This is a genomic window from Candidatus Polarisedimenticolia bacterium, from assembly GCA_035764505.1.
In the GTDB taxonomy this organism is placed as follows: Bacteria; Acidobacteriota; Polarisedimenticolia; order Gp22-AA2; family AA152; genus AA152.
The window spans coordinates 1-16,443 of sequence record DASTZC010000027.1; the positions used below are offsets into that span (position 1 = coordinate 1).

11 protein-coding genes are annotated in these 16,443 nt (G+C 65.8%); 6 read left to right on the forward strand and 5 right to left on the reverse strand.

The annotated features are described in order from the left end of the window. Positions 1 to 72: 72 nt before the first annotated feature. Together VFW45_01785 and VFW45_01790 are read right to left on the reverse strand one after the other, a co-directional pair. Complete coding sequence (locus VFW45_01785; GenBank protein HEU5179495.1) at positions 73 to 396, reverse strand: carboxymuconolactone decarboxylase family protein; 324 nt, start codon at positions 394 to 396, stop codon at positions 73 to 75. A gap of 64 nt (positions 397 to 460) precedes the next feature. Then, positions 461 to 3,190: a protein kinase gene (locus VFW45_01790; GenBank protein ID HEU5179496.1), complete on the reverse strand. Its 2,730-nt coding sequence runs from the start codon at positions 3,188 to 3,190 to the stop codon at positions 461 to 463. 265 nt (positions 3,191 to 3,455) lie between these two features. Between VFW45_01790 and VFW45_01795 the strand changes: the two genes are divergently transcribed. From VFW45_01795 to VFW45_01810, 4 genes are read left to right on the forward strand one after another with little or no spacing between them, the layout of a single operon-like run. Next, positions 3,456 to 3,881, forward strand: a complete 426-nt coding sequence (locus VFW45_01795; GenBank protein HEU5179497.1) for a CBS domain-containing protein — start codon at positions 3,456 to 3,458, stop codon at positions 3,879 to 3,881. A gap of 20 nt (positions 3,882 to 3,901) precedes the next feature. Beyond that, positions 3,902 to 5,755 (forward strand): 2-oxoacid:acceptor oxidoreductase subunit alpha, encoded by a 1,854-nt coding sequence (locus tag VFW45_01800; GenBank protein HEU5179498.1) that lies wholly within the window; start codon positions 3,902 to 3,904, stop codon positions 5,753 to 5,755. 10 nt (positions 5,756 to 5,765) lie between these two features. After that, positions 5,766 to 6,812 (forward strand): 2-oxoacid:ferredoxin oxidoreductase subunit beta, encoded by a 1,047-nt coding sequence (locus VFW45_01805; GenBank protein HEU5179499.1) that lies wholly within the window; start codon positions 5,766 to 5,768, stop codon positions 6,810 to 6,812. A gap of 39 nt (positions 6,813 to 6,851) precedes the next feature. Beyond that, entirely contained in the window at positions 6,852 to 7,358 is a 507-nt protein-coding gene (locus tag VFW45_01810; GenBank protein ID HEU5179500.1) for a CBS domain-containing protein, read from the forward strand. A gap of 114 nt (positions 7,359 to 7,472) precedes the next feature. Here VFW45_01810 and VFW45_01815 read toward each other — a convergent pair whose 3' ends face one another. Next, positions 7,473 to 8,438 (reverse strand): hypothetical protein, encoded by a 966-nt coding sequence (locus tag VFW45_01815; protein ID HEU5179501.1) that lies wholly within the window; start codon positions 8,436 to 8,438, stop codon positions 7,473 to 7,475. Beyond that, positions 8,435 to 8,959, reverse strand: coding sequence for an RNA polymerase sigma factor (locus tag VFW45_01820; protein HEU5179502.1), 525 nt, complete (start codon positions 8,957 to 8,959; stop codon positions 8,435 to 8,437). The genes VFW45_01815 and VFW45_01820 overlap by 4 nt, the downstream gene beginning before the upstream one ends. On the opposite strand from VFW45_01820, the gene VFW45_01825 reads away from it, so the two are divergent. After that, positions 8,916 to 9,056, forward strand: a complete 141-nt coding sequence (locus tag VFW45_01825) for a hypothetical protein (GenBank protein HEU5179503.1) — start codon at positions 8,916 to 8,918, stop codon at positions 9,054 to 9,056. The two genes, VFW45_01820 and VFW45_01825, sit on opposite strands and share 44 nt — an antisense overlap. A gap of 476 nt (positions 9,057 to 9,532) precedes the next feature. Then, positions 9,533 to 12,721 carry a CHAT domain-containing tetratricopeptide repeat protein gene (locus tag VFW45_01830; protein HEU5179504.1) on the forward strand — a complete coding sequence of 1,063 codons (3,189 nt, stop codon included), beginning with the start codon at positions 9,533 to 9,535 and terminating at the stop codon, positions 12,719 to 12,721. 20 nt (positions 12,722 to 12,741) lie between these two features. Here VFW45_01830 and VFW45_01835 read toward each other — a convergent pair whose 3' ends face one another. Continuing rightward, on the reverse strand, positions 12,742 to 16,413 hold the full coding sequence (locus VFW45_01835) for a MopE-related protein (GenBank protein HEU5179505.1): 3,672 nt from the start codon (positions 16,411 to 16,413) through the stop codon (positions 12,742 to 12,744). Between the last annotated feature and the right edge of the window lie 30 nt (positions 16,414 to 16,443).

Below are 16,443 nucleotides of genomic sequence, written 5' to 3' on the forward strand. Positions count from 1 at the left end.
AGGGAGAACGTCGCGCGGCTGCCCTGAGGAGCAGCGCGCCTTGCGGGTTGCTCTCCAGGGCAGGGCGCGAAATCAATCTTTCTGTTTGCCGAGAACGTCCTCGACCCAGGTGAGCGCCGCCATCATCGTCGGGAGTCCGAGTGTCGGCAGCGCCAGGAAGACCGCCTGCCGGATCGCTTCCGGCTCGACCCCCGCCTCGAGCGCCTTGCGGACATGCGAGTGCAGTCCTCCCTCGAGGCGGGCCCCCGTGGACAGGCCGATCTTCACCAGGGCGCGCTCGCGCGGCGAGAGAGGCCCTGCCTCGGCGCACGCTTCACCCAGATCCTCGTACGCCTTCATGATGGCTTTCTGCGATTTCTGCATCCTGCGGTAGGAGCCGGGCAGTTTGGGTGCCATGGAATCTCCTCGAAGACCTCGCGGCCGACGCGGTTTGAATGGAAAGCGGCCGTGCGAACTTCCCTCAATCCTGCAGCGCCTGTTTCCAGTTGAGCACGAGCCGCAGCGGCTCCACGCTGCCGGCTTCGACGTAGATCATCCCCAGGAACCGCCGGCCGTCCGTCGCCAGAAGTGAGAAGAGCTCGGGCACGTCGGAACCGTTGTGATAAACGAAGCTCGGCTTGCCGGGTCCGGGCGCGGCCGGGCTGCCGATCTCCGCCTGCATGAGACCGTCCGTGGTGGAGAAATAGATCTTCGAGCCGTCGGGTGCCCAGAAGGGGATAGAGTTGCCCTGAATGAAGAGGCCCCCGGATGAGACCTGCCATTTCTGGGTCGCGGCGGGGAAATCGGTCAGATAGACCTCGGCCTTTCCCGATTCATTCGAAATCCACGCAAGCCACCTCCCGTCGGGCGATGTGCTGGGGGAGGTCTCGTTGAAGCGCGAGCCCAGGAGGATCTCCGTGGATTTCGCGCCCTTCAGATCCACCCAGGCAACGTCGAAGCCGGTGCCCGAGCGCTGGACGATACCGATCAGATAGCGACCGTCGGAGGACCAGTCCTGGACGTAGAAGGGGGATTCCGGGAGAACAGTCTCCTGCTTGCCGCTTCCGGACGCCGGCTGGATCCAGGTGGCTTTCCGGAGCGCACCGACGCCGGCCGGCGCCGACACCGCGAGGCGATTGCCGTCCGGCGACAGGACCCCGCTCATGAGGCCGTCGGCGTTCTCGAAGGTGGAGCGCACCATCTGGCCGCGCGTCAGGTCCATGATCCAGATATCTCGATCGGTGTCCTCGCCTCCGTTCTTGAGGATGGCGGCCCGGCCGCCCCGGAGGATGGTCGGTGCGGGAATCTGCGTCTGGTAATAGCCGGGATCGCCAATCGACTCGACCTTCCTTCCCGACGCATCCAGCCAGGCCATCTGCGTCTTTCTCCACTGGTGGTGGCGATAGACGAGACAGCCCGTCGCGGAGACCGTGAAACTTCCGAGGTCGCGAGGGTTGTAATACTCGATCTCCTCCGACACGACGGTCGGGGAGCCTTCGACCTTCCCGGTGGAGAGATCCAGGCGCATCGCCACGAGATTGCCGTCGCGAACGAACAGCAGGTAGCCGCCGGCGTATTGTGGATTCGACGCCTGCTCCACCACCAGCCGTGGCTGTGGCTCGCTGAGCGACGCCATGGCGATGTGCCCCACCGCATCGCCGTCGCTGTCCCGCTCGGTGAAAAGGAAGCTCTTGCCGTCGGGAAGAAAATGCGGGTTGCGGTGGGTGATCGTCGAATCCGAGATTTTCGTCACGACGGCGGGCCTTCCGCCCCCTTCGGAAACCTGCATCAAGGGGCCCTGGATCTCGGGGGCGAAGACGATCGTGCCGGCGCTGCCCCAGCTTCCTCCCCGCCCGTCGCGGGCGTCGCAGAGGATCTGCACCGGCCCCCCGGCGCTTGGGATTTTGCGCAGCTTCCCGTCGGCGAAGAAAGCGATCCAGCGACCATCGGGAGACCAGAAGGGAAAGGTCGCGCCTTCGGTGTTTTCCAGCGGTCGAATCCCCCCCGTGGCGATTTCCCTGAGATAGAGACGCATCGCCCCCTCGCGGGGCCTGCCCCTGAACACGACCCGAGTGCCCGCGGGGTCGAGCACGGGCGTGCCATTCAGCACGCCACTAATCTCGACTCCGGGGGGCGGCAGTAGCTCGGCGCGCAGCGGGGGCCGCGTCTCGGCCACGCGCGGGCCGGAAAGCAGGAGCCAGCCGAGCAGGGCCGTCGCCAGCCATCCGGCCACCGCCATGCCGATGAGGATGCGGCGATCGAGGCGCCGCCGCGCCGCCACCGCGGGAGCCTGGCCCGCCTGCGATCCTGCCTCGGAGATCCAACGCAGCTGTCCCGCGACATCCTTGGCCGACTGCCAGCGATCGTCGGGATGCTTCTCCAGGCAGCGGCGGATCACGTAGTCCAGCGCCGGCGGCGTGGAGGCAATCGTGCTGGAGACGGGCTGGGGCTGGGAGGAGACGATGGCGGCGATCAGGCTCGTCTTCGTGGTTCCCGTGAACGCCTTCGTTCCCGTCGCCATCTCGTACAGCAGCGTCCCGAGCGCGAAGATGTCGGTGCGCGGTCCCGCCTCCATTCCCTCCAGCTGCTCCGGGGCCATGTACTGGAAGGTGCCGAGGATCGCCCCCTGCATGGTGATCTGCTTGACCTCGGTCGGGATGCTGGTGAGTCCCTCCACCACGCCGGAGCCTTCATCCGCGGCGCGGGCCAGGCCGAAATCGAGGAGCTTCGCTCCCGAGCGGCTCAGCATGACGTTGTCGGGCTTCAGATCGCGATGGATGATTCCCTTGCGGTGCGCGGCGTCCAGCGCCTCGGCGACTTGCGCGCCGATCCGCAGGACCTCGGACAGCGGCATGGGGCCGCGCTTGAGCCGCTCGCCGACCGATTCTCCTTCCACCAATTCCATCACGAGGTAGTGGAGATTCGGGTCTCCAGCCTCCGCCACCGCCCCGGGGACCTCTCCCGCCGGGATCATGCCGACGTCGTGCAGCACGCAGACGTTGGGATGGTTCAGGGAGGAGATGACCTTGGCCTCGCGCTCGAAGCGTGCGAGGAATTGCGCGTTGTGGGCGAAGCGCGCCGGGAGGATCTTGACCGCGACCTCACGATCCAGGCGCGAGTCGCGCGCCTTCCAGACTTCTCCCATGCCGCCGGCGCCGATCGCCGCGATGATCTCGTAGGGACCGAGTCGCGAACCGGGCTTGAGGACCATGGCGGTCGAGTATAAGCGAAAGCCGGATCCCGCGAAGGACCGGGGCGGCTTGAGCGCGATGCCGGCAACGAGTAGACTAGGCGCGTTTTCAGCTTCACTGACCGCGGTCTCCGGCGGCGGGCCCTCCGCCAGCCGGCAGAGCTGCGAGCGAGGCCGGGAGGCGCCGGAGGCGCCACGGCCAATCCAGGACCTGCCTTTGAGCCTGCAAGCTACTGGGAATAGAGTGGTTAGAAAGACGATTCTCAATCGGGAGAGAATCCGGGCGTTGCGGCTCGCCGAGCCGGCGAGGGTGGCTCCGGACGCGCCCCTGTCGGAGACGGTACAGGCGATGCGCTCGGCCGCCATCGGCTGCGCGCTGGTGTGCGAGGGCAGGAAGGTCGTGGGCATCCTGACCGAGCGCGACGTGCTGAACAAGATCGTGGGAACGCAGGTGGATCTCGGGGCGCCCGTGCGGGATTTCATGACGCCGGATCCGGGGACGCTGCGACCAGAGGACACCCTGGCCGACGCCATCCACCTGATGACCGAGAAAGGATTCCGGCACGTGCCGCTGGTCGACGCGCACGGGCTCGATGCCGGAGTCGTCTGCGCCAAGGACCTGATTGAATACATCGCCGATCACTTCCCCGCGGAGGTCGTCAATCTGCCGCCGCGGCTGCATCAGGTGATGCGGAAGCAAGAAGGCGGCTAAGAGCTGGAGCACGAGAAGAAGTGAGCACCCAGACGCGAGTGAAGGAAACTCCTCACGAAGTCCAGGAGCTTGAAACCGTCGTCATCCGGTTCGTCGGGGACTCCGGTGACGGCATGCAGCTGACGGGCACGCAGTTCGCGGACACCACGGCCATCGTGGGCAACGATCTGGCGACGCTGCCCGATTTCCCCGCGGAGATCCGCGCCCCGGCCGGAACGCTGCCGGGAGTGAGCGGCTACCAGATCAGCTTCTCGTCCCAGGACATCCGCACTCCCGGCGATGCCCCCGGGGTCCTGGTCTGCATGAACCCGGCGGCGCTGAAGACCAACCTGGCCGATCTCGAGGATGGCGGCATCCTGATCCTCGACACCGACGCCTTCACCCAGGGCAACCTGAACAAGGCAGGCTACAAGACCAATCCGCTGAAGGACGGCAGCCTGGCGGGCTACCGGACCTTCGAGATTCCGCTCACCACCCTGACGCTGCGCGCCATCGGAGAGACGACGCTGGGATCGCGCCAGGCGACCCGCTGTAAGAACTTCTTCGCACTGGGGCTGGTCTTCTGGCTCTACGAGCGCCCGGTGGACTACACCGAGACCTGGATCAAGGACAAGTTCAAAGGCAACCAGGAGGTGGCACGGGCCAACCTGGCGGCGCTGCAGGCGGGCTACAACTTCGCCGAGACCACGGAGATTTTCACCACCCACTACCGGGTCACCAAGGCCAGGCTGGCCCCCGGGACCTATCGCAAGATCACCGGCAACGAGGCGACGGCGATCGGCTGCGTGGCGGCGGCGATGCAGGCGGGGCGACCGCTGTTCTACGGCTCCTATCCGATCACGCCGGCCAGCGACATCCTGCACGAGCTGTCCCGCTTCAAGAATTTCCCGGTGAAGACCTTCCAGGCGGAAGACGAGATTTCCGCCATCGGAGCGGCGATTGGCGCCTCGTACGGCGGGTCGCTGGGTCTCACCGGCACCAGCGGACCCGGCGTGGCGCTGAAGAGCGAGGCTATCGGTCTGGCGGTGATGACCGAGCTTCCCCTGGTGATTATCGACGTGCAGCGCGGCGGCCCCAGCACCGGCCTGCCCACCAAGACCGAGCAGGCCGATCTGCTGCAGGCGGTGTACGGCCGCAACAGCGAGTGCCCGGCGGCGGTGGTCGCCCCGGCAACGCCGGCGGAGTGCTTCACCTTCGCCGTGGAGGCGTTCCGCATCGCCATCAAGTACATGACGCCGGTCTTCTACCTTTCCGACGGCTACCTGGCGAACGGGGCGGAGCCCTGGAAGATTCCGGAGATCAAGGACCTGCCGCGCATCGACGTGCATTTCGCCATGGACAAGGCGACCTTCCAGCCCTACAAGCGCGACCCCAAGACTCTGGCACGCCCCTGGGCGATTCCCGGGACGCCCGGGCTTGAGCACCGCATCGGAGGGCTGGAGAAGGAGGACGTCACCGGCAACGTCAGCTACGACCCGCTCAACCATCACAAAATGGTGCGGCTGCGCGCGGAGAAGATTGCGGGCATCGCCAATGACATCCCGGAGCTGGAGGTGTTCGGTGGCGACAGCGGCAAGGTACTGGTCCTGGGATGGGGCAGCACCTACGGGTCGATCACCACGGCGGTTGAGAGGATGCGGGCGAGGAAGGCATCGGTTTCCTCCGCGCACCTGCGATATCTCAACCCCTTCCCGCGCAACCTGGGAGAGGTGCTGCGCCGCTTCGAGAAAGTCTTGATTCCAGAGCTGAACCTGGGCCAGCTCCAGTGGATGGTCCGCGCCCGCTACCTGGTGGATGCGGTGGGGCTCAACAAGGTCCAGGGGAAGCCATTCATGGTCTCCGAGATCATCCACAAGATCGAAGAGCTGTTGTGAGGGAGCGCTGATGTCACAGAACGATTCGACCGGTGCGGGGCTGCTGGAGCCCCCGAAGCTGACCCGGCAGGACTTCGTCAGCGATCAGACGGTGCGCTGGTGCCCGGGGTGCGGTGATTATTCGATCCTGGCGCAGGTGCAGAAGGTGATGCCCGATCTGGGCATCCCCAAGGAGAAGATCGTCTTCGTCTCGGGGATCGGCTGCTCCAGCCGCTTCCCTTATTACATGAACACCTACGGCTTCCACAGCATCCACGGCCGAGCCGCCACCCTGGCCACCGGATTGAAGACGGCGCGCCCCGACCTGTCGGTCTGGGTGGTGACCGGCGACGGCGACGGGCTGAGCATCGGTGGGAACCACCTGATCCACTGCCTGCGCCGCAACCTCGACATCAAGATCATGCTGTTCAACAACCGGATCTACGGGCTGACCAAGGGGCAGTACTCGCCCACCTCGGAGTTCGGCAAGAAGACCAAGTCCTCCCCGTTCGGCACCGCCGAGCAGCCGATCAACCCGATCTGCGTGGCGATCGCCTCGGAGGCGACCTTCGTGGCGCGCAGCCTCGACGTCGACCCGGCGCACCTTTCCAAGTCGGTGGAGAAGGCGGCGAAGCACAAGGGGACCGCCTTCCTGGAGATTTACCAGAACTGCAACATCTTCAACGACGCGGCCTTCGAGGATTTCACCAGCCGCGAGGTGCGCTCCGATCGGATGCTCTACCTGGAGCATGGTCACCCGATGATCTTCGGCAAGAACCACGACAAAGGAATCCGGCTCAACGGGCTGGAGCCCGAGGTGGTCACGCTCGGCGAGAACGGCGTCAGCGAGAAAGACCTCCTGGTGCATGACGAGTCCGCCGCGGAGCCGACGCTCGCCTACCTGCTGTCGCGCATGACCTATCCCGAGTTCCCGGTGCCGGTGGGGGTCTTCTACCGGGCGCAGCGCCCCTGCTTCGAGGAGATCCTGGAGAAGCAGGGGAAGGACATCGCCGCGAAGGTCGGCCCGGGAAACCTGGAGAAGCTGATTCGGGGCGGCGAGACCTGGACGGTGACCTAGTCCGGCGCCGGCGCGCACTTTGAGCGAAGGAGCCTTGCCTTGATTTGCCCCGATTGCGGGACCGACAACATCCAGGGCGTCGACAACTGCGACGAGTGCGGGCAGGACCTGCGCTCGCTCGACATCCCGCTCCCCAAGGACGGATTGCAGCAGACGCTCCTGGAGACCACGCTCCGGGAGGTCGGCCTGCTGCCCCCCAACGTCGTCTCCCCCGAGGATTCGGTCCTCGATGCCGTGCGCATGATGCAGCAGACGCGCCACGGCAGCGTCCTGGTCGTGGATGGGGGAAAGCTGGTGGGAATCTTCACGGAGCGCGACGTTCTGGACCGGATTGCCGGGGAGACGGTCGACCTCGCGGCCCTGCCGGTCGGGGTGGTCATGACGCGCCGCCCCCAGTACCTCACCGAGGAGGACGCGCTCGCCTACGCCGTGCACCGGATGGCGGTGGGGCACTATCGCCACATCCCCGTCATTCGCGACGGCCATCCCGTCGGCTTCGTCTCGATTCGCGGCGTCCTCAAGTTCCTGGCAGACCGGCTCGAATAGTCCGGTCCCGCCGCGCGTCCTTCTCCGAGTCACCAGAATCCGATCCCGAACGCCTGGGTGCGCTCCAACCTGCGGCTATCCAAGGGTGCGCCAAGGTTCACCCGCTTGCCCCGATTAGTCGGCTGTCACGATCTCGAATGGAATCTGCAGGATCGGCTCCTGGGGGCGCTTCTCCGGCAGGACGCGCAGCTCGTGCCCGCCCGGAGCAAGGAGCGTGGAAGGAACCGGGAAGATGAGCGCTCCCGAGGATCTCATCGTCCGGCGCATCTCACCGGCAGTGATCTGCGAATTCCAGACCGCCTGGCCATCACCTCTCAGGATGAGGACCCGGTAGATGTCGCGCTCGTCGGACGGGTCCGACAGGATGGGCCGTACGCTCACCAGGATGTACGGGGCCGTGGGGTCGAGCTTCAGCGTCTGCCTCGTCGCCTGCCCGCGGACGGGGCTGCTCAGGGCGATGAGCGGCACCGGTCCCGACCAATGGGTGAGAAGATCGGCAGCCTGGATCGCCCGGGCAAGTGAGGAAGAGAGGTCGCGTACTTCCGCTTCGAGCTGCCGCGTGCGCGTGTCGAGCTGTTCCACCTCTCCTCTGAGCTGCGGCACCCGCCTCAGGCCCAGGTAGGCCGGATAGGCGAGAACCAGAATCCCCAGGCCCGCCACCCAGGCGAGACGGCGCATGACGGGGCCGGATGGCAGATTCGCCAGGTTGCCGAGGACGCGTCCCAGGCCAAGTGGCGCGGGCGCACGCAATCTCGACCGCACCTCCTCCGCGCGACGCACCTCCTTCACCTCGGCCGCACAGATCGCGCATGCGGCCACATGCTCGGCCGCTCCGGGATCGACCTCCAGCATTCCCGCCTCGGGTGCCAGCGCCAGCGCCACGATCTGGTCGGAAGGCGGGTGCCCCTCCAACGCTGCCGCCGGCGCCGCGCGGATGGCTCGCACCGCCGCGAGCAGCACCGGCGCCTCGCGCCCGCACCGCGCACAAATCTTCAGATGCTCGATGAACTCAGGCAGGCTCTCGACGCTCGCGTCCCCGGCGGCGGCCCGCTCGAGGATATCGTCGCACGTGCGGGTCATTTCTTGCCGCCTTCGGTCCGCAATCCAGCGAACCGCGCCGCGGCGGCGCGCAGGCTCTCGTGCACCAGGCGCTTCAAAGTCCCCTCAGGCAGGCCCAGACGGGCGGCGGCCTCACGATACTTCAGGCCTTCGAAGTACAGCAATCTCCAGATGACCCTGGTGCGCTCGTCGGCCGCCGCAATCATGGCGCTCACGATATGCGAGGTCTCCGCTCGGAGGACGTCCTCGTAGGGCCCCGGGTTCGGGTTGGCCGTCGAGGCGAGATGGTCCACGGCGCCGTCTTCCATCCGCCAGCGCGACCGGAGCCGGTGCAGATCGACGACCCGGGCGTGGGTGATGCGCACGACCAGACCCTCCAGATTCCGAATCTCTTCCGATCCCTTTCTGGCTCGTTGCCAAGCCTGGGCACACACCTCCAGGACAAGGTCGTCCCAGTAAGGTTTCAGTTCCTTCGAGTGAGTCCTCAGGACGTCCAGGATGAGCCGGCGAACGGCTCTGACGGCTTCCGGATCTCCCTCCACGAATCTCGAGACCGCGTCGGGGGCTCCCAGCGTCGTGGTCCTGTCGGGGGATCCGCTTTGTGTCCGCAAGGGGCTGGAGGCTTCCTTCTGGTGCTGAACCAGAGTGGCGCTGAGGCGACCTTGGGATGGACGGAGTGACGGGGGGAATCATACAAGGCCTGCCTTGCCCGGGCAATCGCCGTCATTTCGTTCTTGACTGGCGAGCGCCATCGCGAACATACTGCCCGCACATCCCAGAAGAGGCACGTTATCCAAAGCGGCGAGTTCCCGGCGCGAGATGCCGCGGGCGCGATTGAGATTCGTCTTTGGATGGCAGTCCCCCTTCCCGCGAAGCGGCGGAGGACAGCGCCTGAGTTGAGACTGCTAGCATTGTGGCAGCGGCGGGAAACGACAGCCGCCTCCTGGCGGAACGGGACTTTGCGCCCTGGCGCCGCAGTGGCGATCGCAGGCTTCATGACGGCCGCGCTTCATTTCCCGGTCGGGCTCCCCTCCCCTGAATCCTCGCCTGAACGACCTGAGCCCCCAGCCCGAATCCGTGCCCTCCTGGACGACGGACGTTTCGAGGAAGCCGAGATGCTGGCTCGGGCCAACCTCCTCGAGCACGAGGCACGCCAAGGTGCGGATTCGATCGACATGGCAGAGGCACTGGGCCTTCTCGTCGAGACGCGATGGCGTCGCTACGAGGTGGATGACGAAGCGCTCGAGCAGGCGCACAGGGCGGTCGCGATCCATGAGCGGCTGCTCAAATCCGATGATGCGCGTCTGGCGACGAGCCTGACCAATCTGTGCCGGATCCTCACCCTGAAAACGGAATATGAAACCGCAAGACCGATCTGCGAGCGCGCTCTGGCGGTGGCAGAGAAGGCCCCGGGCACGGAGCGTATGGAGGTGGCCGAGAGCCTGAGAGCGCTCGCGGACCTCCTTTATTGGCTCGGTGACTACGAGGAATCCGGGCGCCTCTACGAGCGCGCTCTGGGCATTCTTCAGAAGGAATTCGGCGCGGACCATCCGAGGGTTGCGCGTTGTTTGTGGGATTGGTCCGAAACTCCCTACGAGATGGGCGATTACAAGGCCGCGAAAGACGCCGTCGAGCGCGCCCAAACCATCCAGGAGAAGACCTTGCGCGCCGATCATCCGGAGCTGGGCGACACGTATTCCACGATGGGGAACATCCTCTGGTACCTCGACGATCTGGCCGAGGCAACGCGACTGCGCGAGCGCGCCCTGGCCATCGCAGAGCTGAGCTATGGGCCGGACAGTCTGGAAACCGCGGCGCTCCTTTACAACCTGGCCATAGCGCGGGCCAATTATGATGAAGACTACCCCGAGGCGCACAGGCTTCTCACGCGGGTCAATGGCATCTACGAGAGGGTCCTCGGCCCGGATAACAGCCTTCTTCTAGGGTACGGCCAGAGATTCCTCGGCACGGTTCTCAGAAAATCCGGCGATTACACGGAAGCGGAGCGCCTTTTCCGAGGGTGTCTTGAAGGCATGGAAAGGACAGGCCGTCTGGAAAGTCATCAGGGGGCATTTGTTCTCCTCGAACTCGGGAAGGTGAATTCTGCGCAGGGGAATCACGCCGGTGCATCGCTGAACCTCCATCGTGCGCTGGCCATCATGGAGCAGGTACACGGTCCCGACCATCCCCACGTCGCGGAGACCCTGATCACCCTCGGACAGAATCACCAGGCCGTGGGGGAATTTGCGCAGGCTGAGGCGCTGTTCCGGAGGGCGTTGCGGATCTACGAAAAACAGACTCCCGATGGCGACGGAGTTGCCTGGGCTCTCACCAACATCGCCAATGCGCTCCGGGATACGGGCCGGCCCACCGAGGCAATGCCGCTCTTCGAAAGGGCCCTGGCCATTCGCGAGAGGACGTTCGGTCCGGCGCATCCGGTGGTGGCTTGGAACCTCGACCATTTTGCAGAGGCCCTCGTCCTCGGTGGTGAGAGCGCGAAGGGGCTTGCGCTGGCTCTGCGGGCGGAGGAGATCGGAAGAGACCATCTGAGCCTGACGGCCCGCGCGCTTCCCGAGCGTCAGGCCCTTCGCTACGCGGCGGTCAGACAGACCGGTCTGGACCTGGCGCTCTCCGTTGCCGCGTCGGGCGGCGACTCATCGCTGGCAGGACGAGCATGGGACGCCCTGGTTCGTTCCCGTGCCCTGGTGACAGACGAGATGTCGGCACGGCACCGGGCCGGGAGCGAAGCGGAGTCAATCGAGATCGGTCCCTACTACGCGGCGCTGGCCGCCGCCCGGCAGCGTCTGGCCGACCTGGTGGTCCACGGCCCGTCCGGGGACAGGCCCGAACTATTCCGATCTCAGCTCGACAGCAGACGCCGGGAAAAGGAGCTGGCCGAAGAAGCCCTCGCCGAGAAGAGCGCGGCGTTTCGCAGCGAGCGCGCCTGGGAAGACGCGGGGTTGAAGGAGGTCCGATCGGCGCTCCCGCCACGCAGCGCCCTGGTGGCTTTCGCACGCTACATGCAGCGCGAGCGAAAGAAACCGATCGACGGCACCGATCGTTCCACGCTCACCTACGTGGCGTTTGTGATGCTGGCCGGCGGCGAACCGCATCTGGTCCGTATCGGCCCGGCCACCGAGGTCGACTCCCTCGTCGCTCGCTGGAGGCAGGCGATAGCCCGCGGCGACAGCGGGCAGGCTTCCAAGAACCTGGAAGCGGACTACCGGGCGGCGGGAGCGGCCTTGAGGCGGAAAATCTGGGATGTCGTCGCAGTCCATCTGGGCCAATCGAGGAGTGTCTTCGTTGTTCCGGATGGTACGCTGCATCTGGTGAACCTGAGCGCGCTTCCGTCAGACGGCGGGCATTACCTCGTCGAGACGGGACCCCTGATTCATTATCTTTCCGCGGAGCGGGACCTGGTTTCGGCATCGGAGAAGGGAAAAGGAGAAGGGATCCTGGCGCTGGGCGGCCCGGATTTTGACGCGCGCACGCCCTTCGCGGCCGGGGTGGAAGGTCCGGCGCAGGCGAAAGCCGTCGGGCCGGCCAAGGTCGCGAGCCGGGCTTCCTATCTGGGCAAACGCTCGGCGTGCGGTGACTTTCAGTCCATGCGATTCGAGCCGCTTCCGGGCTCGAGGCGGGAGGTCAGCGAGGTCGTGGATCTTTGGAAGCAGAGAAATGATAAGTCACCACGGGCTCGCCTCATCGGAGCGCAGGCGACCGAAGCGGCATTCAAGGCGCAGGCTCCGGGCCGTCAGGTGATTCATCTGGCGACCCATGGTTTTTTCCTTGGAGGGTCGTGTGCCTCGGCTCTGGACGTCACGCGGCTTCACGGGGATCCCGAGCTGGGGCAGGACCAGCCCGTGATCGGAGAAAACCCCCTCCTGCTGTCCGGTCTGGCGCTTGCCGGCGCCAATCATCGGGCATCCGCAGGCCCCAATGAGGACGATGGAGTGCTCACCGCCGAGGAGGTCGCGGCCATGGACCTCTCCGGTGTGGACTGGGTCGTATTGTCGGCCTGTGACACGGGAGTCGGGGAATACATGGCCGGAGAAGGCATATTCGGACTGCGAAGGGCCTTCCAGGTTGCCGGGGCCCGCACCGTGATCACGAGCCTGTGGTCCGTGCAGGACGAGGCAACGCACACCTGGATGCGCAATCTCTATAAGGAGCGCCTGGAAGGCGCCTCCACGGCCGAGGCTGTGAGAAACGCCAGCCGCCGGATGATCGCGAGCCTGAGGCAGAGCGGTCTTCCCGCTCACCCCTACTTCTGGGGAGGCTTCGTGGCCGTGGGCGGCTGGAAGTAGTCACTCTCCGGGACGGCCTGTCAATCTTTACATAGCGGACAGAAATCACAATCGGTCGGGCAGTTGACCCAGCTCTCCTCGGGCTCGTCGCAAACAAAATCTCCGCAGAAGTGGAGCCGCGGAAAACAGGCGAAGTACGACGCGTCGATTTCGGCGTCGCGGGAACCGACCTGCCCGGGATCGCCCCAGTCGTACGTCCCGACAGCGTTGCAATTCGTTCCGCGGACGAGATAGAAGTAGCCGGCCCCCGGGACAGGCGTGTCGCTCAGAGCCAGCGTGTTATTCGCCCAATCGTCGGCCAGGCACGCTCGGATGGCCGCGGTGAAGTCACCCCCCGTGGAGATGAGGCTCTGCAGGTCGCCCCTGACCACGTCATAGGCGGTAGCGTCCGGAAGGGGCGCCCACCCCAGCACGGGCGATCCCGCGGACGTCTCCACGGTGACGACAGGCGATCCGGAAGGTGGCGGGAATTCGTCCGCAACTCCATCGCAATCGTTGTCGAGGCCGTCGCAGACTTCGGGGGAGGGAGAGCCCGGGACGCAGAAATTGACGCCGGCCGTACAGGCACCGATGCGGGAACATTCACCGATTCCGCAGTAGGTGGCGAAGCTGTCGATGACACCATTGCAGTCATTGTCCAGGTTGTCGCACACCTCGGCTGCGCCAGGATGAATGGCCGCATTGCCGTCATCGCAGTCGCCCTGGCACATGCCATGGCCATCCATGTCGCCGTCCACGAAGGGTGCGATGGCGTAGCGGCCGCCCCTGCTGCCGAAGGATCCGCCCCAGATGATCATCTCGTTGCCCGTCCAGACGGCGGTGTGGCCAAACCGGGCGGACGGCGCATCGGTCGTCGACGTCGGCAGCCATGTATCGCCCGCAGGGTAGTAGCGACCCCCTGTATTGAATGAAGTCGTCGAGACGTGGCCTCCCCAGACGACCATTTCACTCCCCGTCCAGATGGCCGTGTGAGAGGAGCGACCCAGCGGACCGAACGCCGTCCCCGTCCAGGTATCGGTGGAAGGTTTGTAGCGGCCGCCGGTAGCGAGAGGGGAACCGGAGTAGAGACCGCTCCAGACGATCATCTCGCTCCCCGTCCAGATGGCGGTGTGGCCGCTGGTCGCGAGTGGGACATTGACGCCCGTCGAGGTCGGGGCCCAGGTATCGGTGGCCGGATTGTAACGACCGCCGGTGTTCGGGCAGGTGCCGCTGCTGTCGACACAACCACCCCAGACGATCATCACCGTATCCGCCCAGACGGCCGTGTGCTTGATGCGGGCGGCCGGAGCGTTGAGCGTGGACGTTGGTGTCCAGCTGTCCAAGGACGGGTCGTAGTGGCCGCCCGTGTTCGTGTAACTGCCGGTGAGGTCGCCACCCCAGACGATCATCTCGCTTCCCGTCCAGACGGCGGTGTGGCCGGATCGGGGAGGCTCGGCGACCGTGACCGTCGCCGACCAGGTGTCGGCGACAGGATCGTATCGGCCCCCCGTGGTGTGCAGGGAAGCGCCGTCGGTGCCGCCCCACACGACCATGAGATTTCCCGTCCAGACGGAAGTGTGGCGCGAACGGCCCGTGGGGGCATTGGCCGTGGAGGTCGGACTCCATGCATTGGTGACCGGGTCGTACCGACTGCCCGTGTTCAAGTAGGATCCGTCGAATCCACCCCAGACGATCATCTCGTTTCCCGTCCAGACGGCGGTGTGCAGCTCCCGAGGAGACGGGGCATTGGTCGTGGAGGTGGATGTCCACGCTTCGGTGAGGGGGTCGTACCGGCCGCCGGAGTTCAGATATCGAGGGGAAGCGCCCAGGCCGGCGCCACCCCACACGATCATGAGGCTCCCCGTCCAGATAGCGCTGTGGCCGGCTCGGGCCATCGGGACGCTGGAAATGGACGTCGGGGTCCAGGTGTCCGAGGCAGGATCGTAGCGGCCACCGGTGTTCGAGAACGACCCGTCATCTCCACCCCACACGAGCATGTGAGTTCCCGTCCACACTGCCGTGTGGTCATGCCGGAGGGAGGGAGCATTGGCCGTCGAAATCGGGGTCCATGTGTCCGAGGCAGGGTCATACCGGCCGCCGCCGTCATTGGCAAACCCTCCCCACACAATCATCGAGCTCCCCGTCCATACGGCTGTATGGCCGTACCGGGGGGAGGGGGCGTTGACCGTGGAGGTCGGGGTCCAGACGCCGATGGCAGGGTCATACCGACCTCCCTCGAAGATCTCAGAAGCGGAATCGTAGCCGCCCCATACGATCATCTCGGTGCCCGTCCAGACCGCAGTGTGAAAACCCCTGGGGAGCGGGGCGTCGGCTGGGGAGGCGGAAGTCCAGATGTCGGTGTCGGGATCGTACAGACCGCCGGTGTCGAGATAGGACTCTTCGAAGAAGGGATTGCCCCAGAGGCCGCCCCAGACGATCATGCGGCTTCCCGTCCAAACGGTCGTGTGGCCGTACCGAGGGGAGGGTGCATTGACCGCGGACATCGGGGTCCAGGTGTCCGAGACAGGGTTATACCGGGCGCCGTCGTTGCCGGACCCTCCCCACACGACCATCAAGCTTCCTGTCCACACGGCCGTGTGGCCGGACCGGGGGGAGGGGGCGTTGACCGTGGATGTCGGAGTCCAGACGCCGATGGCGGGATCGTACCGGCCGCCGGTGTTGAGAAGAGCCGCGCCGTCGGATCCACCCCACACGATCATGAGGCTTCCCGTCCAGACGGCGGTGTGCCCGGTGCGCGGATCCGGCATCTCGTAGGGGAGGTTCTCCCAAACGTTGTCGGGCGGGCAAGGGGTGCTCGATGAGATCGCTGCGTCCTCGGGTGCCGGCAACGGGCGAAAGAGATCCTCGGTGGCCACAGGCTCCACCGATATCGCACTAAGATCCCCCTCGACGGAGCCCCACCAGTCCTCCCACGACAATTTCGACACGGTAAACGTGGCAATCTCGATCGAGTCTTCGTCCCTCTGGAGGACCACGCGCATCACGAAAGCCTCGGGCTCTTCCTCCACCGGTCCGGTCTCGCCAATGCGCGAAGAGAGCAGCGCTGCCTGGCGCTCGAACGTGGCGGAGTCGAGCTCGATCGCATGCTGCTTTTCGGCAGAAGCGCGCTGGCGTGCCCCGGCGTCCCGCACTGCGCCGGCGTCATCCAGCCGCACCAGATTCACAACGCTTCGGTCAGGATGAACGGACCAAGGGTCCAGGCGGCCGTCGACCAGGCCCTGGTGGAGAGCCTCCGCCTCGTGGCGCGCCTTCGCATGAAGGGTCGAGTCGTAGGCGAAAAAGCTCCGGGCCAGCCGGTCGACGAGAGCCGGGCGCGCCAGGCACTCCTCGATCAGGAACGGATCGTCGCCAAGGGCTGCGTAGAGCTCGCGGAGTCGCTCGGACATGCGGGTTCGTGCCGCGATGCGCTCCAGCTCCCGGTGGAGCATCTCGGTGGTCACCGGCGTCTTCCACTGGGTTTCAAGAGCTGCCGTCTCCGCGAGGTAAGTCCTGACCCGCTTCTCCAGGACCGAGCGGGGGACGGCCTCCTCGAAGGGCCTGGTGGTGCCGATCTGGTGCGTGTAATAAACACGCTCGATCGCCGCCTGTGCCTGGACACGTTGTTCGAACGTCAGGATGCTGTGATGAGTTCTTGCGGCCTGGGGCACAGTGGCGGCCAGCGCGAGACACGCTGCCAGCGTCATGACTCGCATGGTGAGCTCCAATCCGTTTTCAGAAGTTCG

What these genes read in the sequence shown, in the direction of transcription:
- VFW45_01785 (HEU5179495.1), bottom strand. Translation starts at nt 396, where the DNA reads ATGGCACCCAAACTGCCCGGCTCCTACCGCAGGATGCAGAAATCGCAG.
- VFW45_01790 (HEU5179496.1), bottom strand. Translation starts at nt 3,190, where the DNA reads ATGGTCCTCAAGCCCGGTTCGCGACTCGGTCCCTACGAGATCATCGCG.
- VFW45_01805 (HEU5179499.1), top strand. Translation starts at nt 5,766, where the DNA reads ATGTCACAGAACGATTCGACCGGTGCGGGGCTGCTGGAGCCCCCGAAG.
- VFW45_01815 (HEU5179501.1), bottom strand. Translation starts at nt 8,438, where the DNA reads ATGACCCGCACGTGCGACGATATCCTCGAGCGGGCCGCCGCCGGGGAC.
- VFW45_01825 (HEU5179503.1), top strand. Translation starts at nt 8,916, where the DNA reads ATGAGCCGGCGAACGGCTCTGACGGCTTCCGGATCTCCCTCCACGAAT.
- VFW45_01830 (HEU5179504.1), top strand. Translation starts at nt 9,533, where the DNA reads ATGCTGGCTCGGGCCAACCTCCTCGAGCACGAGGCACGCCAAGGTGCG.
- VFW45_01835 (HEU5179505.1), bottom strand. Translation starts at nt 16,413, where the DNA reads ATGCGAGTCATGACGCTGGCAGCGTGTCTCGCGCTGGCCGCCACTGTG.